The organism is Telluria sp. ZT3P25 (genome assembly GCF_059685895.1).
On sequence record NZ_JCASIJ010000001.1, the window covers coordinates 223328 to 245259 of the forward strand.

The window sequence follows — 21932 nt, forward strand, 5'->3', positions numbered from 1 at the left end:
TCCGCTGACAGCCGGCCCCGCAGCCTGTCGATCCCATGCGTGATCCGATTGCATTTCCCATCGATGGCGGGGCGCTCGGCGCCGCGATTCGCGACCACGACTGGGCGGCCACGCCGCTGGGCCCCATCGCCGGTTGGCCGGCCACGCTGCGCACCGGTGTGAGCATCGTGCTCGGTTCGGCGTTCCCCAGTTTTCTGGTCTGGGGCGCCGAACAAACCCTCCTGTACAACGATTCCTACGCCGAGATCCTGTGCGACAAGCACCCGCATGCACTGGGCGGCAGCTTCCAGGCCGCCTGGCCCGAAATCTGGGACGTGCTTGCGCCGCTGGTCGACCGCACGCTGGTCGGGGGCGAATCGTACAAGATGCATGACCTGCCGCTGGTCATGCAGCGCAAGGGCTATGCCGAGCACACCTGGTTCACGTTTTCGTACGGCCCGGTACGCGGCGACGGCGGCGAGATCCTCGGCCTGTTATGCACCTGCATCGAAACCACTGACACCATCCTCACCCGGCGCCGCCAGGCAGCCGACGAGGCCGTGTTGCGTCAGCACGAAAGCAATTCGCGCATCGATGCCGAACGCGTGCAGCTGGCACTGTCCGCCGGCGCCATCATCGGCACCTGGTTCTGGGATTTGCCGACTGACCGGTTCACGGTCGACGAGGCATTTGCGCGCGCTTTCGGCCTTGACCCGGCGCTCGGGCGCGTCGGCCTGAGCCTGGCCCAGATCGTCGCCACGGTCCACCCCGACGACCAGGCCGGGCTGGCGCAGGCAATCAACACCGTCATCGCGCGCGGCGGCCATTACGCCCACCAGTACCGCGTGCGGCGCACCGACGGGCGCTACTACTGGATCGAGGCCAACGGCCGGGTCGAACTGGCGCCGGACGGCACCGGGCTGCTGTTCCCGGGCGTGCTGATCGACGTCGAAGGCCGGCGCGCAGTCGAGGCCGAACGCGATCAGGCGATCCTCAAGCTGCGCGCCCTTAACGAGCAGCTCGAGCAGAAAGTCATTGCGCAGGCGCTGGCGCGTGGCCGCACCTGGCAGGTCAGTCCGGACATCCTGGGCGTGCTCAATGCCGACGGTTTCGTCGAGACGTCGAACCCCGCCTGGGAAGCTAGCCTGGGCTGGACCGAGGAAGAGATCTCCAGCACGCACTTCATGGAGTTCGTCCATCCGGACGATCAGGCGCTGACCCGGGCCGTGTGGCGTGATGCACTCGAGCGCAACATTCCCGCGCTGCGATTTGAAAACCGTCACCGCCACAAGGCCGGCGGCTGGCGCTGGCTATCGTGGGTGGCCGTCCCGGACGACGGCAAGGTGTATTGCTCGGCGCGTGACGTGACCCTTGAAAAAGAAGCCCAGGCCGAACGCGACCGCATGTGGGACACATCGCCCGACCTGTTGCTCACGATTGATGCCAATGGCGTGTTCCGGCGCGTCAATCCGGCATGGACCCATTTGCTTGGCTACACGCCCGACGAACTCGTAGGGCATCACACCAATGAATTCGTTGTGGCCGAAGACCATGCCTCGACGATGAATGCGTATGGCGCTGCAGCGGAAGGCGAGCAGCCGCATCTGGTCAACAGCTATCGCCACAAGGATGGCTCGATACGCTGGATTTCATGGGCCGCGGCGCCAGCGGGCAGCGTGACGTATGCGACCGGCCGCGACATCACGGTCGAACGCGAGCGCCAGGCCGAACTCGAACGCGCCCAGGAACAGCTGCGCCATTCGCAGAAAATGGAAGCGGTCGGCCAGCTCACCGGCGGCCTGGCGCACGACTTCAACAATCTGCTGGCCGGCATCGCGGGCAGCCTGGATCTGGTCAAGATCCGCATCGCGCAAGACCGCGTGGGCGATGTCGACCGTTACATCGGCGTGGCGCAGGGCGCGACCCGGCGCGCTGCGGCGCTGACCCATCGCCTGCTGGCGTTTTCGCGCCGCCAGACGCTCGCACCGACGGCCATCTGCGTCAACGCGATGGTCGATGGCATGCTTGACATGATCCGGCGCACGGTCGGCCCCGGCGTGCAGGTGGAGCCACGCGCCGAGCGCGCGCTGTGGGCGGCGCTGGTGGACCAGTCGCAGCTCGAAAACGCGCTGCTAAACCTGTGCATCAACGCGCGCGACGCGATGCCGGCCGGCGGCTCGATCACCATCGAAACAGCCAATCGCCAGATCGACCCCGTTGCCGCCCGCGCGCTCGAACTGTCGCCTGGCGATTACCTGACGCTGTCGGTGTCCGATGCCGGTACCGGCATGGCGCCGGACGTGGTGGCCAAGGCGTTCGACCCGTTCTTCACGACCAAGCCGATCGGACAGGGCACGGGGCTGGGCCTGTCGATGATCTACGGCTTCGCCAAGCAGTCTGGCGGCCAGGTGCACATCGATTCGGCGGTAGGGCGGGGCACCACGGTGAGCATTTACCTGCCACGCCACTGCGGCCAGGCCGAGGGTATCGATGCCGCGCCGCCCGTGGCGCTGACGTCACCGGATGGCTGCGGCGAGACGATCCTGGTGGTCGACGACGAGCCGAGCGTGCGCATGCTGGTGGTCGATCTGCTGGAAGACCTGGGATACCACGTGCTGGATGCGGAAGATGGCGCCAGCGGCTTGAAGGTGCTGCAGTCCGCCACGCGCATCGATCTCCTGATCACCGATGTCGGCTTGCCCGGGATGATGAACGGGCGGCAGATGGCCGACGCCGCGCGGGTGGCGCGGCCGGAACTGAAGGTCTTGTTCATTACCGGCTATGCCGAGACAGCCCTGCTCGACAACGGGCAGCTAGGGCCCGACATGGCAATCCTGACCAAGCCGTTTTCCATCGACACGATGGCGCAGCAGGTACGCGACATGGTAGCGCGGCACGGGTGATGGCCGGCCACCACAGCCGGGGTCAGGTCTGACATTCGGACACGGCCTCTACATTAGTTCGCCACTTCTCTCGCGCCGAATGCCACGGCTGCCTTTCCGCACCACCGGTACTGATGTGATCGTGTCCGAATGTCAGACCTGACCCCGGCTTTTGGGTTAATGTCCGCGCTGCTGTACCAGCGCTGTGCCGACGCCATGGCGCTTGCTTTCGCTGACTGCGGTTACGGTGCCATCCGGGTTGAATACCAGCGCATTGGCGGCGCCGATTTCTTCCGGTGGTGATTCCCAGCGCTGACCGAAGCGCGCGAGCGCCGTTGCCTGCGCGCTGCCGGCAAAGCCTGGTTCGACCGATGTGTCGGGCGCGTTGCGCTGGCTGATGCGCGGAGCATCCACTGCCTGGTGCATCTGCATGCCGAAGTCGACGTAGTTGACGATCGTTTGCAGCACGGTCGTGATGATGGTCGCGCCGCCCGGGCTGCCCACTGAAAACGCCGGCTTGCCATCCTTGAGCGCAATCGTCGGCGCCATGCTGGAGCGCGGCCGCTTGCCGGGCTCGGGCACGTTGGGGTGCGGGCCGGCGAAGTCGAAGTCGGTCATTTCGTTGTTGAGCAGGAAGCCGTAGCCCGGCACGACGATCCCGCTGCCGCCCCACGATTCGATGGTGAACGTGTACGCGACCACGTTGCCATCCTTGTCTGACACCGTCAGGTGTGTCGTGTGCAGGCTTTCCGGCGGAGGGCGGATGCTGGCGCGCACGGGTGGCAGCAGCGGCACGCTGGGATCATTCTGGAATGCATACGGATTGCCTGCTGCCACCGCGCCCGGCGCAGCCTGCTGCAGCGAGATCAGCGCGCGGCGCGTGGCGGCGAAGTCCTTCGACAGAAAGCCCGCCAGCGGTGCATCGACGTATTCGGGATCGGCCAGATATGCATTGCGGTCGGCGAACGCGAAGCGGCTCGCTTCGATGTACAGGTGCTCGGCCTGCGCACGCGGCAGGGCGTTCAGGTCGTAGCCTTCGAGGATGTTGAGCGCATGCGCGACCGTCGCGCCGCCACTGCTGGGCAGCGGCATGCCATACAGTTCATAGCCGCGGTAGGTGCTGCGCAGGGCAGGGCGTATGCGCGCCTCGTAGTTGGCCAGGTCGGCCAGCGTCATCGTGCCGGCGCGGACATTGACGCCCTTGGCCACGGGCGGGCGGTTGACGGTGTCGACGATCGCGCGCGCCATCGGGCCTTCGTAGAATGCCTTCACGCCGCCCGAGGCGATGGCGCGGTAGGCCCGCGCTATATCGCGATTGCGCAGCAGCGTGCCGGTAGGAATGGCCTTGCCATTGTGCAGATACAGCGCGCTGGTAGGTGTGAACTGGCGAAACTTGGCCAGGTTCTGGTCGACCAGCCCATTGAACGTGGCGTTGACCCGGAAGCCCGTGTCGGCCACCGCGATGGCCGGCGCCAGCACCTGCGCGAAGCGCATGCTGCCGTAGCGTTCGAGCGCCTCGTGCCAGCCACGCACCGTGCCCGGCACGCCCACTGCCGCGCCGCTGGCGACAGCCGTGTCGAAGTCGATCGGCTTGCCATCGCGCTCGAACAGCGTGGGGCCGGCCTTGGCCGGCGCCGTCTCGCGGTGGTCGATCGTGATCACCCGTTTGTCCTTGGCCAGGTAGATGACCATGAAGCCGCCGCCACCGATGCCGCAGCTGAACGGATCCGTCACGCCCAGCGTGGCGGCTGCGGCGACGGCCGCATCGACCGCGTTGCCGCCGTTGTTCAGGATGGTCAGTGCCGCTTGCGAGGCCTGCGCGCTGATCGTGGCAACGGCGCCGCCGTGACCCGTCGCGACAGGCGCGCCGGTGGCGGGCGCAACGACAATGGACAGGACCAGGCCGCAGGCCAGTGCGGCGGTGACCGGCGAGCGGGCCGTCACTTAGGTCCCGTACATATTGAGCACCACCGGGTACGACGCCGGCTTCGCCTCGATCATGCCCCGCGCCGGCGGCTCGAACGACCGGTCGAGCTCGACGCGCGCGCCGCGCAGCGCCGGCGACGTGAAGCCCGGTTTGCCCGGCACCAGCCAGAACGCCTGCGCCACATTCTGGATACGCAGCGTGAAGCGGTAGGCCACGCGCCCGGCCACGATGCAGCGTGCGTTGTCCGGGCAGCGGGTGTCGTCGGCGCCTTCGTAGGTCAGGCTCAGGCGCTGTTCGGGCGCCAGCAGCAGGCTCTGGCTCTCGCTGAGGTTGTATTGCGCGTCAGGCAGGCGCTCGGGCGCGGCGCAGCCGGACAACAGGCCAGCGCCGAGGCAGACGGCGGCGATGGAGAAGACGCGGGCCGGACGGAAGATCGAGGGGCGCATGGTGTCATCCAGTGTTTGACAGGGAAAACCCATGATAGCAAAAGCGCAAGCGCAGCGGCGCGGCATGATGCGCCCGGGCGTCATGAACACGGCGATTGTGAAGTCATAAACAGGTCATATTCGCAGGCTATTCTCTGTCCCGTAGTGCAAAACATATCCCTCAACTAAGGAATAACAATGTTCAAAAAGATCCTCGCCGGCGCCGCTGCCGCACTCGTGATGACGACCTCGTTTGCCGCCGACATGACCGGTGCAGGCGCTACCTTCCCGTACCCGATCTACGCCAAGTGGGCCGAGGGTTACAAGGCAGCGACCGGCAATGGTCTGAACTACCAGTCGGTGGGTTCGGGCGCCGGTATCAAGCAGATCAAGGCCAAGACCGTCGACTTCGGCGCGTCGGACATGCCACTGAAAGCAGATGAGCTGGACAAGGAAGGCCTGATGCAGTTCCCGGCCATCATGGGCGGCGTGGTTGCCGTGGTCAACGTCGACGGCGTGACCCCAGGCCAGCTGAAAATGACCGGTCCGGTCCTGGCTGACATCTACATGGGCAAGATCACCAAGTGGAACGCTGCGCCGATCGCTGCGTTGAACCCGGGCGTCAAGCTGCCGGATACCGACATCACCGTCGTGCACCGCGCCGACAGCTCGGGCACCTCGTTCCTGTGGACCGACTTCCTGGCAAAAACCAGCCCGGCCTGGAAAGAAAGCATCGGTTCGGGCACCACCGTGAAGTGGGCCGTGGGCGTGGGTGGCAAGGGCAACGAAGGCGTCGCCGCCAACGTGCAGCGTATCAAGGGTTCGATCGGCTACGTCGAGTGGGCTTACGCCAAGAAGAACAAGCTGTCGCACACCCAGCTGCGCAACAAGGAAGGCGTCGATCTGCAACCTAGCGACGACGTGTTCAAGGCAGCTGCCGCGAACGCCGAGTGGAACAAGACCCCAGGCTTCGGCGTGGTCCTGACCGACGGCGCCGGCAAGCAGAGCTGGCCAGTCACCGGCGTGTCGTACATCCTGATGCACAAGGAACAGGCTGATGCCAACAAGGGCAAGGAAGTCGTCAAGTTCTTCGACTGGGCTTTCAAGAACGGCGCACCAGCAGCAGCTGAACTGGACTACGTCCCGATGCCAGCGAGCGTCGTCAAGCAAGTGCAGGATGCCTGGAAAGCCAACCTGAAAGATGCATCGGGCAAGGCGATCATGTAATCAGGCAGGTGATGTAACCATCCGGCAGCTTGACTGCCGGATTTTTTTATCAGTACCTCCAACCTCGGCATCTCACAGACTGGGTATCCCATGACAATGGCGAACACGATCGTCCTGGTGATTGACGACAAGCCGGCCATCGCCGAATTGCTCAAATTTTCGCTGCACGAGGACGAGTGGGTCTGGCATAACGTGCCGAGTCTGGCGCAAGCCTGGGACTTCATCGGCCGCGAACGGCCTGCACTCCTGCTGCAGGAATCGATGCTGCGCAACGAAGGCGGCATGCGCCTGCTGGCACGCCTGCGCGGCGACCGGCGCCTGCGCGAGCAGCCCGTCATCCTGCTGGCAGCCGAATGCGCCGAAGGCGAGCGTCCGCCGGCATTGCCGGCAGCGGTGACGCATCCCGAATTCATCCCGCAGCCGCCGATTGGCGATGCGCGCGAGCTGTCACCCGAATCGCGCCTGCTGCGCTCGGGCCGCCTGGTGCTCGATCCGCTCAGCTGCAGCGTCAAGGTCGGCAACAGCCGGGTCGAAGTACGCCACGCCGAATATCGTCTGCTGCGTTTTTTGCTGTGCCATCCGGGCCAGGTTTTTTCGCGCTCGCAATTGCTTGAACAACTCTGGGACGCGCACCAGTCGCTCGACCAGCGCACTGTCGACGTCCACGTGCTGCGTCTGCGCAAGGCGCTGGGCCGCGCCAAATCACTGATCAAGACCGTGCGCGGCGCTGGTTACATGCTGGCACCGACCTGACATGCAGCGTTCGCTGGCAGCATGAGCCACCCCCGGATTGCCCCTTCCGCCATGCCACACCAAAGCAAGCGCTATCTGGTGCTCGCATGGCCGCTGCTTGCCCTGCTGCTCTGCATCGCGCTGTGGGGCGCGACGCTGGTGCGGGTGGACGCCGAACAGGCGCGCGTTGCCGGTCAGGTCCGCAAGGACGCCGCCGCCTACGCCGAAGCCTACGAGCAGTACATCACGCGCTCGGTCGCGCAGATGGACCAGATCACGATGCAGCTCAAGTTCAGCTGGGAGAACTCGCGCAAGCCGGAACTGCTGGCGGACATGCGGCGTGACGGCATGTTCACCGACAGCGCTTTCCACCTGGTCGCCGTGCTCGACCGCAGTGGCATCGTGCGTTCGAGCACGCGGCCCGCACTGGTCGGCACCAACCTGGCCGACGGCCCGTATTTTTCGCACCACCGCGACAACAACTCGACGGCGCTGCGGGTCGGCGCCACGCCGGTACAGATCGGTGCAGCCGACGACGTGGTGCTGTTTACGCGCCGCCTCGACGACCGCGAAGACGAATTCGACGGCGTGGTCATGATGGCGGTCGATGCGCGCTATTTCACGTCGTTTGTCAGCCCGGCCACACTTGGCGCCGGCGGCATCGTGGCGCTGGCCGGCAGCGAAGGGCGCCTGCGCGTCGAGCAGCGCAGCGACGGCGCCGCGTTTTTCGACACGGCCACGCTGCCGCGCCGCGGCGCCGCCTGGTCGGGCGAGCAGGGCGTGCGCGAGATCGACGGGGCCGACGGGTTTGCCGACGGCCAGTCGCGCGTCCTGGGCTGGCGCCAGTCGCCGGTCTATCCACTGGTCGCGCTGGTCGGCCTGCCAAGCCCTGAAACGCTGGCTGCAAGCAATCTCTACTGGACCGACAGCCGCGACCGAGCGATTGCCGCGACGCTGTGCCTGATGCTGCTGGGTGCGGTCGGGGCCGTGCTGGCGCAGCGCGCCCTGCAGCGCGGCAAGGAACAGGACGATGTGCGGCGCGCCTACCGCACTGCCACCGAAAGCGGCAATGACGGCTTCTACATGGCCGCTGCCATGCGCGGGCGCGACGGGCAGATCGTCGACTTTCGCATCGTCGATTGCAATGAGCGGGGCGCCTTCTTCTACGGCATGACGCGTGACGATCTGGTCGGCGCGAGCCTGGCCGAGATCGACGCGGGCCTGTTCGGCCAAGATTTGCTGGCCACCTACCGCAAGGCGATGGAGACGGGTTTCCATGAAGACGACCGCAGGATGCCGAGCGACAATCGCCTGAACATCAGCTGGGGCCGGCGCCGCCTGGTGCGGGTCGGTCATGGCCTGGCCGTCACGCTGCAGGACATCAGCGAGCGCAAGGCCCACGAGTCGCAGCTCGAGCGTCTGGCCAACGAGGATACATTGACGGGGCTGGCCACCCGCCACGCTTTCCTGGAGCGCATGCCCGCGATGCTGACGCAGGCGCAGGGGGCCAGCATGGGCGCCGCGCTGCTGTTCATCGACCTGGATGAATTCAAGCATGTCAACGATTCGCATGGGCACGCCACCGGCGACGCGGTGCTCAAGTGCGCGGCCCAGCGCCTGCTGTCGCTGCTGCGACCGTCGGACCAGGTGGCGCGTTTCGGCGGCGACGAATTCGTCGTCCTGCTCACGCCGTGCGATGGCGAGCGCCAGGCGGCGTCGGTCGCGGCGCGCATCGTCGATGCGTTCGGCGTTCCGTTCCTGCTGGGCGACGAGTTGCACGCAGTGGGCGCGTCGATCGGCATCAGCATGTACCCGCGCGACGGCGTCGATGCCGAGACGCTGGTGCGCCACAGCGACATCGCCATGTATGTCGGCAAGAACGACGGCAAGGGGCAATACCGGTTCTTCGATCCGTCGCTGTCGACGACGCTCAATTCGCGCGCGCGGCTCAAGCAAAGCATGCTCGAGGCGCTCGAGGGCGACCAGTTCGTGCTGCACTACCAGCCGCGCGTCGACGCCCGCAGTGGCGAGTTGCTGAGCATGGAGGCGCTGGTGCGCTGGCGCCATCCGACGCTGGGGATGGTGGCGCCCGGCGACTTCATTCCGCTGGCCGAAGCGACAGGCCTGATCATCCGCATTGGCGAGGCCGTGATCGACAAGGCCTGTGCCCAACTGGCCATCTGGCGCGAGGCCGGCGTGCCGCTCGTGCCCGTATCGATCAATGTCTCGCCCAAGCAGTTCATGCGTGGCGGCGTGCAGCGGCAATTGCATGCGGCCCTGGTGCGCTACCGCGTCCCGGCCAGCCTGATCGAGGTGGAAATCACCGAGTCGGCGATGATGGGCGACCAGGACGACATCCTGGCCGAACTGGCGGCGCTGCGCGCGCTGGGCGTGAAGCTGCACGTGGATGACTTCGGCACCGGCTACTCGTCGCTGTCGCAATTGCAGCGCCTGAAAATGGACGTGCTCAAGGTCGACCGCGCCTTCACCAACGAGCTGGCCAGGTCGAAAGAGGGCAAGGTGTTCTTCCAGGCGATCGTCTCGATGGCGCACGCACTGGGCATGTCGGTCGTGGCCGAGGGCGTGGAAACTGCCGAGCAACTGGCCATCCTGCGCGGCCTGGATTGCAATGAAGTGCAGGGCTACTTCATTGCGCGCCCGATGCCGGCGCACGAGATGGCGGTGCTGATGGCACAGCGTTACCTGCTCGAGGTCGCGGCGGCGGCGCCGTAAGCGAGGCTGTCAGCGAAGTTCCGTGGTGACGCTTGAGCGGCATTGGTGCCGGGATGCAGGGGCAGCATACAGTGGCTGCACCGGACATGCCCGGTGCGAAAGGATCCCATGCCGAACCTTCAGGACGTCGCCGACCAGATCAACGCGCGGCTCGACCAGATCTCGACCAACACCGTCAACACGGCGAACAACACGGCCGACATCCGCAACGAGCTGGTGCAAACCAACAGCCGCCTGCTGCAGATCGATGCCACGCTGGCGACGGGTTTCGCCAATCTGTCGCAAGGCTTGTTTGCGCTGATCCAGGTCCAGGTCATTGCCGCCAGCCTGCTCGACCACAACCGCAAGCAGAACGACACGATCATCTGCGAACTTGCCAACAGCAACACGCTGCTGTGCAGCATCCTGCGCAAGCTGGCCCGGCAGCTACACATTGACGAGGCGCTGCAGGCATCATTGGTACGCATCGAGGGCATCAGCGAGCGCGTGCATGCGCTCGAGGCCGGCGATGTCGACCGTCAGCGCGAACTCCTGGAGCAGGTGCAGGCCTGCTGCCCGCCCGAGCCACCGCGGCAAGAGCCTTGCCCGGCCATGTGCCCGCCACCGGTGTACCGCGAGCGCCAGCCGACGGGCCAGGACTGGAAGCCGCTGCCGCCGCCACACCGGCCGATCGGGTAGCCGCCATGGCCACGTTCATCCTGCAGGATGCGACCGGCATCGGGTCCGACGACCTCGACCCGGCACAAGGCTTCATCGACATGACGATCATCGCCAACGATACCGGTCTGGGCATGGCCGACCCGGCAGCGGGCAGGCAGCGCATGACCTACACCCGCACCGGCAACGGCCCGCCCCGGCTGCGTCTCGACGCAATGATCAACACGGCGTTTTCGCCCGACTATGGCAGCGGCGCGAACAACGTCGACACCATCGTCGTTGCCGGCCTCAAGTCGCTGGTACTCGACGATGGCACACCGATGGCCAACAATGGCACGGCCTTGCCGCCCAAGTCGAGCGGCTTGCCTGGCGCCAGTCTCAACCCCACCGAGCAGTGCCTCGTCATCTACGATACGCAGCTGACCATCTGCGTGGCCAGCGCGGACTCGGGCGGCTCGCTCGATTTGCCCGTATCCCCGCCTGTCGCGCTGTACCACGAATTTTCCCATGCCTTTCGCATCGTCACCAACAGCTTGCTGGCCCTGACTGGCGTCTGCGATCCGTCGTCACCCGAAGAACGCGCCGCCATCATCGACGAGAACGACCTGCGCACCGACCTGGCCAGCCGGCAAGGTGCCAGCGCGACGCTGCGCGACCCTGGCAACCATTGCGGCAAGGTCGAATCGGACTGTGAAAGCTGCTGCATCATCGCCACGCTCGTGTCCAGGTCGCCCCGGTCGCAGCAAGTACAGAGGCTGCGCTGCGCGCGCGACCACTTCGTGCGCGGGACCGAGGTCGGGCATGCGTTCTTCGACCATTTTTTTCGCGACTATTACGCGTTTTCACCACAGGCCTGCACGTTCATGGCGGGCGATCAGTCGCTTCGGCAACAGCTGCTCGAAGGCTTCGTCGATCCCTTGCTCGACTTCTGGAACGTCATGGTCGAGCGGGGCCGCCGCGTCATGAGCAGCACGCAGCTGGGCGCTGCATTCATCGCGCTGCACGCCGATCGCGGTCACGCCGAGCTGCGCCATGCGGCTTTGCTGCGTACCAATGCCTTCTGGGAGAGCGGGGTCGGGCAGTCCACCGAGGCGCCGGCGCAGTTGATGGCACTGCTACGCGAGCACGCCTGGCCCAGTCCCTACATGCAGTGGGCGCTGGTTGCGCCGGTCAGGCTGATGCACACGCTGCTGACCCGGTATCTGGCTGGCGCCGACGCCCCGGCGATCGGCCGCGCATTCACCGAAGCGCTCGATGCATGGGCGCCCGAAGTGCCGATCAGCACATTATGGGCGGCGTTGCCGGCCGCGCAGGTACGCCGCGAGCTGGGGTTCTGCGAGCGTGCGCTGCTGCAGACAACAAAGGGTAAAACCCGCTTTCGGCAGCGCTTGGGCGAGCGGTTTCCCGATATCACGGCCGTGGCGGGCGTGCTGGGCCGATTGCAGACGATGGACAAGGGGGATACATGGTGAGCGACGACAGCAAATCCGGCGACCTGACTGCAGCCATCCAGTCGGTGGCGCCGGTAGATACACGCCTCCAGGTCGTCGTGCGTCTGCACAACAAGGCGGCAAGGGCGCTGCATTATGTGGCCGACGTGCGCGCGATGCGCTACGATCCGACCACGCGCACGCTGACGCTGGCGCTGTCCGACGAAGGCCGCGAAGTCATTCCTGGTCTTGCTGGCAAGTTGCCCCTGTTCCGGCATGTCGATCCGGGCAGCGAAGCCGAGATCCACCTGAGCGTGCCCGACAAGATCGTCAAGCTGTCGCGCTCTGCCGGGTCTGCCGGGTCCGCCGAATCTGGCGAGCTCGCGTTCGAGACGCAGCAATTAGCCGATGTCCGTGAAGTGGTGGTCGAAGTAGCGTGGGCCGACGTGCCGTATTACCACGACACGCGTGCCAGCGCGCTGCAGGATGCGCGTCTGCCAGCCGCCCGCTGGGAACAGCACAAGGCGCGCGCGACGAAGCGCTAGGACAAGAAGCGCGCGCCCAGGCCATGAGGCGGGGCGGGCACGGTGGCTGGGCATGCAGCGGAGCATGCCCAGGAAAGGGCAGGGACGTCAGTCGAGGTCGGCAGCGCTGTGGCGTTCCAGCACCTGGTCTTCCGCCGGCCCGAACGACCGGTTGACCTTGCGCCCACGCACGACGGCCGGGCGCGCTGCGATCGCATCGGCCCAGCGCTTGACGTGCTTGTACTCGTCCACCGACAGGAACGTGGCCGCGTCATACAGCTGCCCCAGCACCATGCCGCCATACCATGGCCAGATGGCCATGTCGGCGATCGTGTAGTCGTCGCCAGCCATGTAGCGGTTGTCGGCCAGATGGCGGTCGAGCACATCGAGCTGGCGCTTGGTTTCCATCGCGTAGCGGTCGATCGGGTATTGCAGCTTTTCCGGCGCATAGGCGTAGAAGTGGCCGAAGCCGCCACCCATGAAGGGCGCCGAGCCCATCTGCCAGAACAGCCAGTTCATCGTCTCGGTGCGCGCCACGCCGTCCTTCGGCAGGAACGCGCCGAATTTTTCGGCCAGATACACGAGGATCGCGCCGGATTCGAATACGCGCACCGGCTCCGCGCCGCTGCGGTCGACCAGGGCCGGGATCTTCGAGTTCGGGTTGGCGTCGACGAAGCCGCTCGAGAACTGCATGCCTTCGTTAATGCGGATCAGCCAGGCATCGTACTCGGCACCCGCATGGCCGGCGGCCAGCAGTTCTTCGAGCATGATCGAGACCTTCACGCCATTGGGCGTGGCCAGTGAATACAGCTGCAGTGGGTGTTCACCCACTGGCAGTGCCGCCTCGTGGGTCGATCCGGCGACCGGGCGATTGATACTGGCAAAAGCGCCGCCCGGGGTGGCGGGCGGGGTCCAGACGGCTGGTGGAACATACGGCGTTGAATCAGGCATGGCTTTTCCTTGAGCTGACGTGTCAGAAGAACCATTCTAGCCAATGGACGGCAAACGTGTTGGCGGCTGCTTTAATGGGCCGGGCCCACGACGCTGTGCATTCGTTCAAGGCGCGTGACGATCCAACGCTGACGCGGAAAAAACCGGTGGGTTCGAACGCGTGGACGGGAACCCGTCCACCCTACAGCTGAACCACAGGGCTGGTGTTGAAGAGAACGAAGCCGAAAAAAAACCCCGCCGAGGCGGGGTTTTGCAGAGAGCAGGGCGGCTTTAAACGAATGCCGTCAGCGTCCCCTTCATTTTCTTCAGTGCAGCCGATTCGATCTGGCGAATTCGCTCAGCCGACACGCTGAATTCTTCGGCCAGCGTGTGCAGCGTTGCACCCGAACCGTCGTCGTTGGCCAGCCAGCGCGCTTCGATGATGCGGCGCGAACGCGGGTCCAGCTTGCCAAGTGCCGATTCCAGGCCTTCAGACTGCAGGCGCGTGACTTGCTGCGCTTCGATGACCTTGGTCGGCTCTTGCTGTTCCGACGACAGGTAGGCGATCGGTGAAAACTTGTCGTCTTCGTCGTCGGTTGGCGACTCGAGCGCGATATCGCGGCCCGACAGACGGGTTTCCATCTCGATCACTTCTTCGCGCTTGACGCCCAGCAGCTTCGCCAGATCGTCGACCTGACCTGGCGACATCGCATCCAGACCGGTCTTGTTACTGCGCAGGTTGAAGAACAGCTTGCGCTGCGCCTTCGTCGTCGCGACTTTGACCAGGCGCCAGTTCTTGAGAATGTACTCATGCATCTCGGCCTTGATCCAGTGCATCGCGTACGACACCAGGCGCACGCCCTGGTTCGGGTCGAAACGCTTGACTGCTTTCATCAGGCCGATATTGCCTTCCTGGATCAGGTCGGCGTGCGGCAGGCCGTAGCCCAGATAGCCACGCGCGATCGACACCACCAGGCGCAGGTGCGACAACACCATTTTTTGCGCTGCGTCGAGATCGTTATCGTCGCGCAGCCGCTTTGCCAGCGACATCTCTTCTTCGTGCGTCAACATCGGCAGGCGGTTCACCGCCGAGATGTACGCATCGATATTGCCGAGATTGCCGGTGAAACCTAGTCCCAGAGCACGATTGCCGGTCGGGACCAATGCGGATTGTGCGGACATGTTTATTTCCCTTTTAATAATCTTGCTGCATCCTGACGGGCCTCGGCCTCATGCCGGTGACGCCATCGCGAAGCGCATGTTGCTTCGTCTTGTACGGATACTTTTACTTGAAATTCGATTGCCTTGGACCATATATTAGCACTCTCCCAAAGAGAGTGCCAGAACGTGGCCAGAACTTAAGACTGTCCAAAGTATTGCTTATAGGAATTAATTCCGCAAGCAATCCACTCTAGAACAGCGTTTGGGTATTCGTTTGATCCAGCTCAAAATCAGGCTTACATTCGAGCTGATAAACAGTGGAAGTCGCGTACAGGTTCAGACTACGGCGCACGAGACAAGCTCTCTGTTGAATAGCGCACGTACAACTGGGGAGGCCTGTAGGAGTTCGACGCAAGACAGCGTAGGGAAGTTCGAAGTGACCGTAGGAGTATCAGCGCACTGCGGCGCATTCCGACAGCCAGGTAATAAGGGAGGCAGCGCAACGGTCGCCTCGCCCTGCACTGGAAATGGTGCCACTTCGGGTGTTTTCAATACCCTTAGACCATCTTTTTTATCCAGCAATATTGTAGGAGTGCCGCTGCCGGCACTCCCTGGCCCATCAGCGTGCCCGCGCCAGGTGACGCCGTACTGACAGCAGCGCGCCGATCAAGCCCAGTCCGGCACTGACGGCCAGCAAACCGGCAATGGCCAGCCCGCCCAGTGGTGCCAGCTGGAATTGCGAGCCGTACAGCCGCGCAAACTCGGCGATGGCGCCGTTCAGCGGATGCAACGCCAGCATGACGACGCCCAGCGCCACGCCGCCAGCGCACAGGCCGAGCAGCGCGCCGGTATAAAAGAACGGGCGGTGAATGAAGTCATTGGTCGCGCCGAGCAATTGTGAGACGGAGATTTCTTCTTTCTGCGTCAGCACCTGCAGGCGGATGGTATTGAACACCACCGCGATCACGACAATGCCCAGCGTGCCGGCCAGCAGCAAGAGGGCCAGGCGCAGGATGCCGAGCAGGGCGGCCAGGCGCTTGACCCAGGCCGAGTCGACCTGCACCGTCTCGACGCCCGGCAGGGCGCGCAGGCGCTCGGTGATGGCGTCGACCTGCGCGGCAGCACCGGCGCTGGCAAAGCCGTCCAGCTTCATCACGTAACTGTCCGGCAGCGGATTTTCGCCCAGTGTCTCCAGCACGCCGCCCAGGCTGCTGCGTTCCTTGAGCGACTCCAGCGCTTCTTCACGCGGCACGAACGTAACCTCGCCCTTGCCCTGCGCAACGATCTGGCGAATCTGCGGCAGCAATGCCTGCGCATCGGGGCGGCTGACATTCTCGCGCATGAACAGGCTGATCTCGGGGTCGACCGATAACTGCTCGGACAGTGGCCGTACATTATCGAGCAAGGTCAGGCCCGCGAACGGCAGCGTCAGCGCGAGCGCGACGACGAGCACGTTGAACAGGAAGCTGCCGGGCGACTTGCGCACGGTCGACAGCGCAGCCACGAGGGCGAAACGGTGCTGGCGCAACCACGGGCTCATGCTGCACCTCCGACCAGCTGGCCATTTTCCAGGCGGATGACGCGCTCGGCGCGCTCCAGCACATAGTCGTCGTGGGTCGAGATCACGCACGTGACGCCCACTGCATGGAACGAGCGCAGCGCATCGAGCACCTTGTCGGCCGCGACGCGGTCGAGGTTGGCGGTGGGTTCATCGGCCAGGATGATCTGCGGCCGATTGACGATCGCGCGGGCCACGGCCACACGCTGCTGTTCGCCACCGGACAGTTCGAGCGGCATCGCGCGCGCGCGGTCGAGCAGGCCGACCTTGTCGAGCGCGGCGCGGGCGCGCTGCTCGGCTTCGGCCGTGCGCGCACCGGTCACCAGCATTGGCAGCATCGTATTGGCCAGGATATTGCGGTCGTTGAGCAGGCGTTGCTGCTGGAAGATGATGCCGATATTGCGACGCAGGAAAGGGATACCGGCCGGCTTGATGCGGCCGACGTCATGGCCGCTGACGATTACCTTGCCGCTGGTTGGGCGCTCGACGCCGGCGACCATTTTCATCAGGGTCGACTTGCCCGCGCCCGACGGCCCGGCCAGGTAGACCAGCTCGCCCTTGCCGATGGCGAGCGTGACGTCGTGCAGCGCGTAGCTGCCCTGTGCGTCGCCGTGCGTGTACTGCTTCGATACTGACTGGAATGCAATCATGGTGTCCTTGTTCGATCAGCCAAGCAGGGCGTCGACGAATTCTTCGGCATTGAACGGCTGCAGATCTTCCAGCTTTTCGCCCACGCCGATGAAGTACACGGGAATCGGGCGGTTCTGCGCGATCGCGGCCAGCACGCCGCCCTTGGCGGTGCCGTCGAGTTTGGTAACGACCAGGCCCGTCAGGCCCAGCGCATCGTCGAACGCCTTGACTTGCGCCAGCGCGTTCTGGCCGGTGTTGCCGTCGATGACGAGCAGGATTTCATGGGGCGCACCCGCCATGCCCTTGCCGATCACGCGCTTGATCTTTTTCAGCTCTTCCATCAGGTGCAGCTGGGTCGGCAGGCGGCCGGCCGTGTCGATCATGACGACGTCAGTGCCGCGCGCCTTGCCCGACTGGACCGCATCGAACGCGACGGCGGCCGGATCGCCCGACTGCTGCGAAATCACGGTGACGTTGTTGCGCTGGCCCCAGACCATCAATTGCTCGCGCGCGGCGGCGCGGAACGTGTCGCCCGCAGCCAGCAGCACCGACTGGTCGAAGCTTTGCATGTGCTTGGCCAGCTTGCCGATGGTGGTGGTTTTGCCGGCGCCGTTCACGCCCGCGATCATCATCACCAGCGGATCGTGGCGGCCCAGTTCGAGTGGCTTTTGCAACGGCAGCAGCATCTCGATCATCAGGGCCTTGAGCGCGGCCTTGACGGCGGCGGCGTCGAGCAGCTTGTCTTCCTTGACCTTGCGGCGCAGCTCGGTGAGCAGGTGCTCGGTGGCGGCGATGCCCGCGTCGGACATCAACAGCGCCGCTTCGAGTTCTTCGTACAGGTCTTCGTCGATGCGCGCACCGACAAACAGCAGCGACAGATTGCTCGAGGTCTTGGACAGGCCGGCCTTCAGGCGCGCCATCCACGAGTGTTTCTTTTCCTGCTCGGTGGTAGGGCGCTCGGCGGTTTCCGGGAACAGGTTGCTGCCTTCGTGCAGCACGCTGACCTCGGTCTTGACCTCGGGCTTGGCGTCCGGTTTGATGGCGGGCTTGGCCACGGGCGGCGCCGGTGGCGCGGGCCTGGTGACAGGCGCCGCGGGTGCAGCGGGTGCAGCAGGTGCAACAGGTTCCGGCGCCGGGGTATCGGGCGCTTTCTTTCTTTTGAAGAAGCTGAACATAGTGTCTGGTGGGGGACTTCGTGCGAACGCCGGCGGGGCCGGCGATGAAAAAACGTGCGAATATTTTACCAGAGCAGCAATACGTTCCCGCTTTGCGCGTTAGCGTGCTCCTTTTGCGGCTTCGGCCTGCGCGCGCATCATCTCGAGCGTCGCGTTCGGCGTGATCAGATTGCCATCGTAGCGCAGCTCGATCACGGCCGGCAAATGTTCCTGCGCCGTGTAGGCCAGCGCGCGCGCCAGGGCCGGTGCGAAGTCGGCGGTCTGGTCGACCACTTCGCCATGGCCGCCATAGGCGCGTGCCAGCGCTGCAAAATCCGGATTGTGCAGGTTCGTGCCCGACACGCGGCCCGGATAGGTGCGCTCCTGGTGCATGCGGATCGTGCCGAACATATTGTTGTTGAAGACCAGGATCACGACACCGGCGCCGTACTGCACGGCGGTGGCCAGTTCCTGGCCGGTCATCATGAATTCGCCGTCGCCGGCAAAGGTCACCACGGCGCGCTCGGGATGCACGATCTTGGCCGCGACGCCGCTTGGCACCGCATACCCCATCGCACCATTGGTCGGCGCCAGCTGCGTGCGCATGCCGCCATACCGGTAGAAGCGATGCGCCCACGAGGCGTAATTGCCGGCGCCGTTGGTGATGATGGCGTCGGGCGGCAGCGCACTTTGCAGATCCTGCACCACTTGCCACAGATCGAGCGGGACGCCTTCGCGCAGCAAGGCAGGCTGCGCCTGCCACGCTGCCAGATCGCCCCTGGCCTGCGTCACACTGGCCTGCCAGCTTGCGTCGACCGGTTCCATCGCGGCGAGCATCGCGCACGCCTGCGGCATGCCGGCCGCGATCATCAGTTCGCCCTGGTACACGCTGCCCAGTTCTTCCGGATCGGGGTGGATGTGCACCAGGCGCTGGGCCGGCACGGGCGCGGCCAGCAAGGTGTAGCCGCCGGTCGTCATCTCGCCCAGGCGCGGGCCGATGGCGATGATCAGGTCGGCGTCTTTCACGCGCGCGGCCAGCTTCGGATTGATGCCGATGCCCACGTCGCCAATGTAGTTCGGGTGCGCGTTGTCGAGCAGGTCCTGGAAGCGGAACGTGCAGCCCACCGGCAGGTGATTGCGCTCAGCAAACTGCGCCATATCGGCGCACGCCTGCGCAGTCCAGGTGCCCCCGCCAAGCAGCACGACCGGGCGCTTGGCCCCGGCCAGCATCGTGCGCAGTTGCGCGATCTGGTCAATCGACGGCGCGCCATGCGCAGGCGTATAGGCACGCGTGTCGGCGACCTCCGCCAGCGACACCAGCATGTCTTCAGGCAGCGCCAGCACCACCGGACCCGGACGGCCGCTGGTGGCGACCTGGAATGCGCGCGCCATGTATTCGGGGATGCGGTCGGCGCGGTCGATCTGGGCGACCCATTTGGCCATCTGGCCGTACATGCGGCGGTAGTCGATTTCCTGGAACGCCTCACGGTCGACGAAGTCGTTGCCCACCTGACCGATGAACAGGATCATCGGCGTGGAATCCTGGTACGCCGTGTGCACGCCGATCGACGCATTGGTGGCGCCCGGCCCGCGCGTGACGAAGCAGATACCCGGCTTGCCGGTGAGCTTGCCGTAGGCCTCGGCCATGAACGCCGCGCCCCCTTCCTGGCGATTGATCACGAACCGGATATTCGAATCGTGCAGTGCGTCGAGCACGTCCAGGTAGCTTTCACCCGGGACACCAAAGGCGGTATCGACGCCGTGAACGGAGAGGGCATCGACCAGGATCTGGCCGCCGGTGCGGGAAGGGTGCGTCATGGGAGGGTCGTCCTTATAGGGTTCGCTTGCAAGTATTCTAAGTGAGCGGCCTGCACGCGGCTTTTGGAATGGCGACATCAAATTTCAGAAAACACGGGCGCGGCGCCGGGCTTGGCCAGAGGGATATCGGTTACAATGCCCCCCGTGAAGCAGGCCAGGCAGTCGCTGGTCCACGCCGCAAGGTCGTGGACGGGAGGAAGGTCCGGACTCCATAGAGCAGGGTGACGGTTAACGGCCGTCCGCCGAAATCCGCTGGCGCAAGCCAGTGGTACAAGGCGAGGAATAGGGCCACAGAGACGAGCGTATTTAGTTACGGTGAAACGCGGTAACCTCCACTCGGAGCAATTCCAAATAGGCACGCGTTGATGTTGCTCGCGGAGCGTGCGGGTAGGAAGCTTGAGCGCTGGAGTAATTCAGCGCCTAGAGGAATGATTGTCCAAGTGTCGCCGTAAGGTGGCATTACACAGAATCCGGCCTATCGGCCTGCTTTACACATAATTCATGACGCGCACCGCTCGGTGCGCGTTTTCCCCGGTCGTCCCGGAGACCGCATTGACCCACTACATCCTTGCCCTCGACCAGGGCACCACCAGTTCGCGTGCGATCGTGTTCGACGATGCCGGCGTGGCCGTCGCCAGCTGCCAGCGTGAATTTCCCCAGCATTTCCCGCAGCCCGGTTGGGTCGAGCACGATTCGGCGGACATCTGGGCCAGCCAGCTCGCCTGCGCGCGCGGGGCGCTGACCGACAGCGGCATCGATCCCGCGCGGATCGCCGCGATCGGCATTGCCAACCAGCGCGAAACGACACTCCTGTGGGACCGCGCCACGGGAGAACCCGTGGCCAATGCCATCGTCTGGCAAGACCGGCGCACGGCCGGCGCGTGCGACAGACTGCGCGAGGCGGGCAGGGCGGCGACGATCGCCGAGCTGACCGGCCTGGAACTGGACGCGTATTTTTCCGCGACCAAGCTGCAATGGTTGCTCGACCATGTCCCGGGCGCGCGCCAGCGGGCCGAGCGGGGCGAGCTGGCGTTTGGCACCGTCGACAGTTATCTGGTGTACCGCCTGTGCGGGCGCCACGTGACCGACACCAGCAATGCCGCGCGCACGATGCTGTTCAACATCCACACGCTGGCCTGGGATGACGCCTTGCTGGCGCTGTTCGACATCCCGCGCGCAGTGCTGCCCGAGATCGTGCCCAGCAGCGGCCTCGTCGGACATGCCGCTGCCGAATGGTTCGGCCACGCCATCCCGATCGCCGGCATCGCCGGCGACCAGCAGGCGGCCACCTTCGGCCAGGCGTGCCATCGCAAGGGGATGGCCAAGAATACCTATGGCACCGGCTGCTTCATGCTGATGCATGCCGGCGCCGCGCCTCCGGTATCGCATCACCGGCTGCTCTCGACCGTCGGCTGGACGATCGGCGGGCGCACCGACTACCTGCTCGAAGGCAGTGTCTTCATGGGCGGGGCCACGGTGCAGTGGTTGCGCGACGGTCTGGGCATCATCCGCCAGTCGCGCGACGTCGAGGCGCTGTCCACGAGCGTGCCCGACAGCGGCGGCGTCATGCTGGTGCCGGCCTTCACCGGCCTGGGCGCGCCGCACTGGGATCCGTACGCACGCGCCACCATCCTCGGCATGACGCGCGGCACCACCGCCGCTCACATCGCGCGCGCCGCGCTCGAGGCCATTGCCTACCAGAGCGCCGAGCTCCTGACGGCGATGCAGAAGGACGCCGCCTGCGCCGTCACCGAACTGCGCGCCGATGGCGGGGCGGCCCGCAACGACCTGTTGATGCAGTTCCAGGCCGACCTGCTCGGCATTCCGGTGGTGCGCCCGCGCGTGACCGAAACCACGGCGCTGGGCGCCGCCTGGCTTGCCGGTCTGGCGTGCGGCATCTGGGAATCGCCTGCGGCACTCGAACACCAGTGGCAGGTCGATACCTGTTTCGAGCCGCGGATGGACGCAGAGCGCCGCGCGGCACTGATGGCGCGCTGGGCGCGTGCGGTTGCGCATGCACGGTCATGGACCGAACCGGCAAAGTAAGCCGGAGTAGCATGCCAGGAATACAACGACTGTTGTAAAAAATCAGCAAAGCGCGCATATTCGGCAGAATCACACAATTCGCTTTGATTCCACATGGAAACACATGTATCATATTTTCT

Annotated in this window: 16 protein-coding genes and 1 other RNA gene; 9 read left to right on the forward strand and 8 right to left on the reverse strand. The window is 65.1% G+C overall.

Annotated features, from left to right (window positions below):
* Positions 1-35 precede the first annotated feature (35 nt).
* Entirely contained in the window at positions 36-2882 is a 2847-nt protein-coding gene (locus AC56LY_RS01080; protein ID WP_499575727.1) for a PAS domain-containing protein, read from the forward strand.
* Between the two features lie 156 nt (positions 2883-3038).
* Here the strand turns inward: AC56LY_RS01080 and ggt are convergent, their stop codons facing one another.
* Both ggt and AC56LY_RS01090 read right to left on the reverse strand, forming a co-directional pair.
* Positions 3039-4805, reverse strand: a complete 1767-nt coding sequence (gene ggt, locus AC56LY_RS01085) for a gamma-glutamyltransferase (protein ID WP_499575728.1) — start codon at positions 4803-4805, stop codon at positions 3039-3041.
* A complete protein-coding gene (locus AC56LY_RS01090) occupies positions 4806-5234 on the reverse strand; it encodes a hypothetical protein (RefSeq protein ID WP_482897471.1) in 429 nt (142 codons plus the stop codon).
* 177 nt (positions 5235-5411) lie between these two features.
* Here AC56LY_RS01090 and pstS point away from each other — a divergent pair, with 177 nt between their 5' ends.
* The 6 genes from pstS to AC56LY_RS01120 all read left to right on the forward strand — a co-directional run bounded on the left by pstS (position 5412) and on the right by AC56LY_RS01120 (position 12537).
* Positions 5412-6440: a phosphate ABC transporter substrate-binding protein PstS gene (pstS, locus tag AC56LY_RS01095; protein WP_183557097.1), complete on the forward strand. Its 1029-nt coding sequence runs from the start codon at positions 5412-5414 to the stop codon at positions 6438-6440.
* A gap of 90 nt (positions 6441-6530) precedes the next feature.
* Complete coding sequence (locus AC56LY_RS01100; protein ID WP_499575730.1) at positions 6531-7193, forward strand: winged helix-turn-helix transcriptional regulator; 663 nt, start codon at positions 6531-6533, stop codon at positions 7191-7193.
* Between the two features lie 51 nt (positions 7194-7244).
* Positions 7245-9905, forward strand: coding sequence for a bifunctional diguanylate cyclase/phosphodiesterase (locus AC56LY_RS01105; RefSeq protein WP_499575732.1), 2661 nt, complete (start codon positions 7245-7247; stop codon positions 9903-9905).
* A 108-nt stretch (positions 9906-10013) separates the two neighbouring features.
* Positions 10014-10583 (forward strand): hypothetical protein, encoded by a 570-nt coding sequence (locus AC56LY_RS01110; RefSeq protein ID WP_499575734.1) that lies wholly within the window; start codon positions 10014-10016, stop codon positions 10581-10583.
* A 5-nt stretch (positions 10584-10588) separates the two neighbouring features.
* Positions 10589-12034, forward strand: a complete 1446-nt coding sequence (locus AC56LY_RS01115) for a hypothetical protein (RefSeq protein WP_499575735.1) — start codon at positions 10589-10591, stop codon at positions 12032-12034.
* Positions 12028-12537 carry a hypothetical protein gene (locus tag AC56LY_RS01120; protein ID WP_499575736.1) on the forward strand — a complete coding sequence of 170 codons (510 nt, stop codon included), beginning with the start codon at positions 12028-12030 and terminating at the stop codon, positions 12535-12537. Before AC56LY_RS01115 ends, AC56LY_RS01120 begins: the two co-directional genes overlap by 7 nt.
* An 87-nt stretch (positions 12538-12624) precedes the next feature.
* On the opposite strand, the gene yghU is transcribed toward AC56LY_RS01120, so the two are convergent.
* The 6 genes from yghU to AC56LY_RS01150 all read right to left on the reverse strand — a co-directional run bounded on the left by yghU (position 12625) and on the right by AC56LY_RS01150 (position 19767).
* Entirely contained in the window at positions 12625-13467 is an 843-nt protein-coding gene (yghU, locus tag AC56LY_RS01125) for a glutathione-dependent disulfide-bond oxidoreductase (RefSeq protein ID WP_499575738.1), read from the reverse strand.
* Positions 13468-13737: 270 nt separating this feature from the next.
* Complete coding sequence (gene rpoH / locus AC56LY_RS01130) at positions 13738-14628, reverse strand: RNA polymerase sigma factor RpoH (protein ID WP_499575740.1); 891 nt, start codon at positions 14626-14628, stop codon at positions 13738-13740.
* Positions 14629-15226: 598 nt separating this feature from the next.
* Positions 15227-16147 carry a permease-like cell division protein FtsX gene (gene ftsX, locus AC56LY_RS01135; protein WP_499575742.1) on the reverse strand — a complete coding sequence of 307 codons (921 nt, stop codon included), beginning with the start codon at positions 16145-16147 and terminating at the stop codon, positions 15227-15229.
* On the reverse strand, positions 16144-16815 hold the full coding sequence (locus AC56LY_RS01140; protein ID WP_183557109.1) for a cell division ATP-binding protein FtsE: 672 nt from the start codon (positions 16813-16815) through the stop codon (positions 16144-16146). Before AC56LY_RS01140 ends, ftsX begins: the two co-directional genes overlap by 4 nt.
* 15 nt (positions 16816-16830) lie before the next feature.
* Complete coding sequence (ftsY, locus tag AC56LY_RS01145) at positions 16831-17970, reverse strand: signal recognition particle-docking protein FtsY (protein ID WP_499575744.1); 1140 nt, start codon at positions 17968-17970, stop codon at positions 16831-16833.
* A gap of 99 nt (positions 17971-18069) precedes the next feature.
* Positions 18070-19767 (reverse strand): thiamine pyrophosphate-binding protein, encoded by a 1698-nt coding sequence (locus AC56LY_RS01150; RefSeq protein WP_499575746.1) that lies wholly within the window; start codon positions 19765-19767, stop codon positions 18070-18072.
* A 146-nt stretch (positions 19768-19913) separates the two neighbouring features.
* Here AC56LY_RS01150 and rnpB point away from each other — a divergent pair.
* Positions 19914-20261, forward strand: an RNA gene (rnpB, locus tag AC56LY_RS01155) — RNase P RNA component class A.
* A 58-nt stretch (positions 20262-20319) separates the two neighbouring features.
* Positions 20320-21813, forward strand: a complete 1494-nt coding sequence (gene glpK / locus AC56LY_RS01160) for a glycerol kinase GlpK (RefSeq protein WP_499575750.1) — start codon at positions 20320-20322, stop codon at positions 21811-21813.
* The last annotated feature ends 119 nt before the right edge of the window (positions 21814-21932 follow it).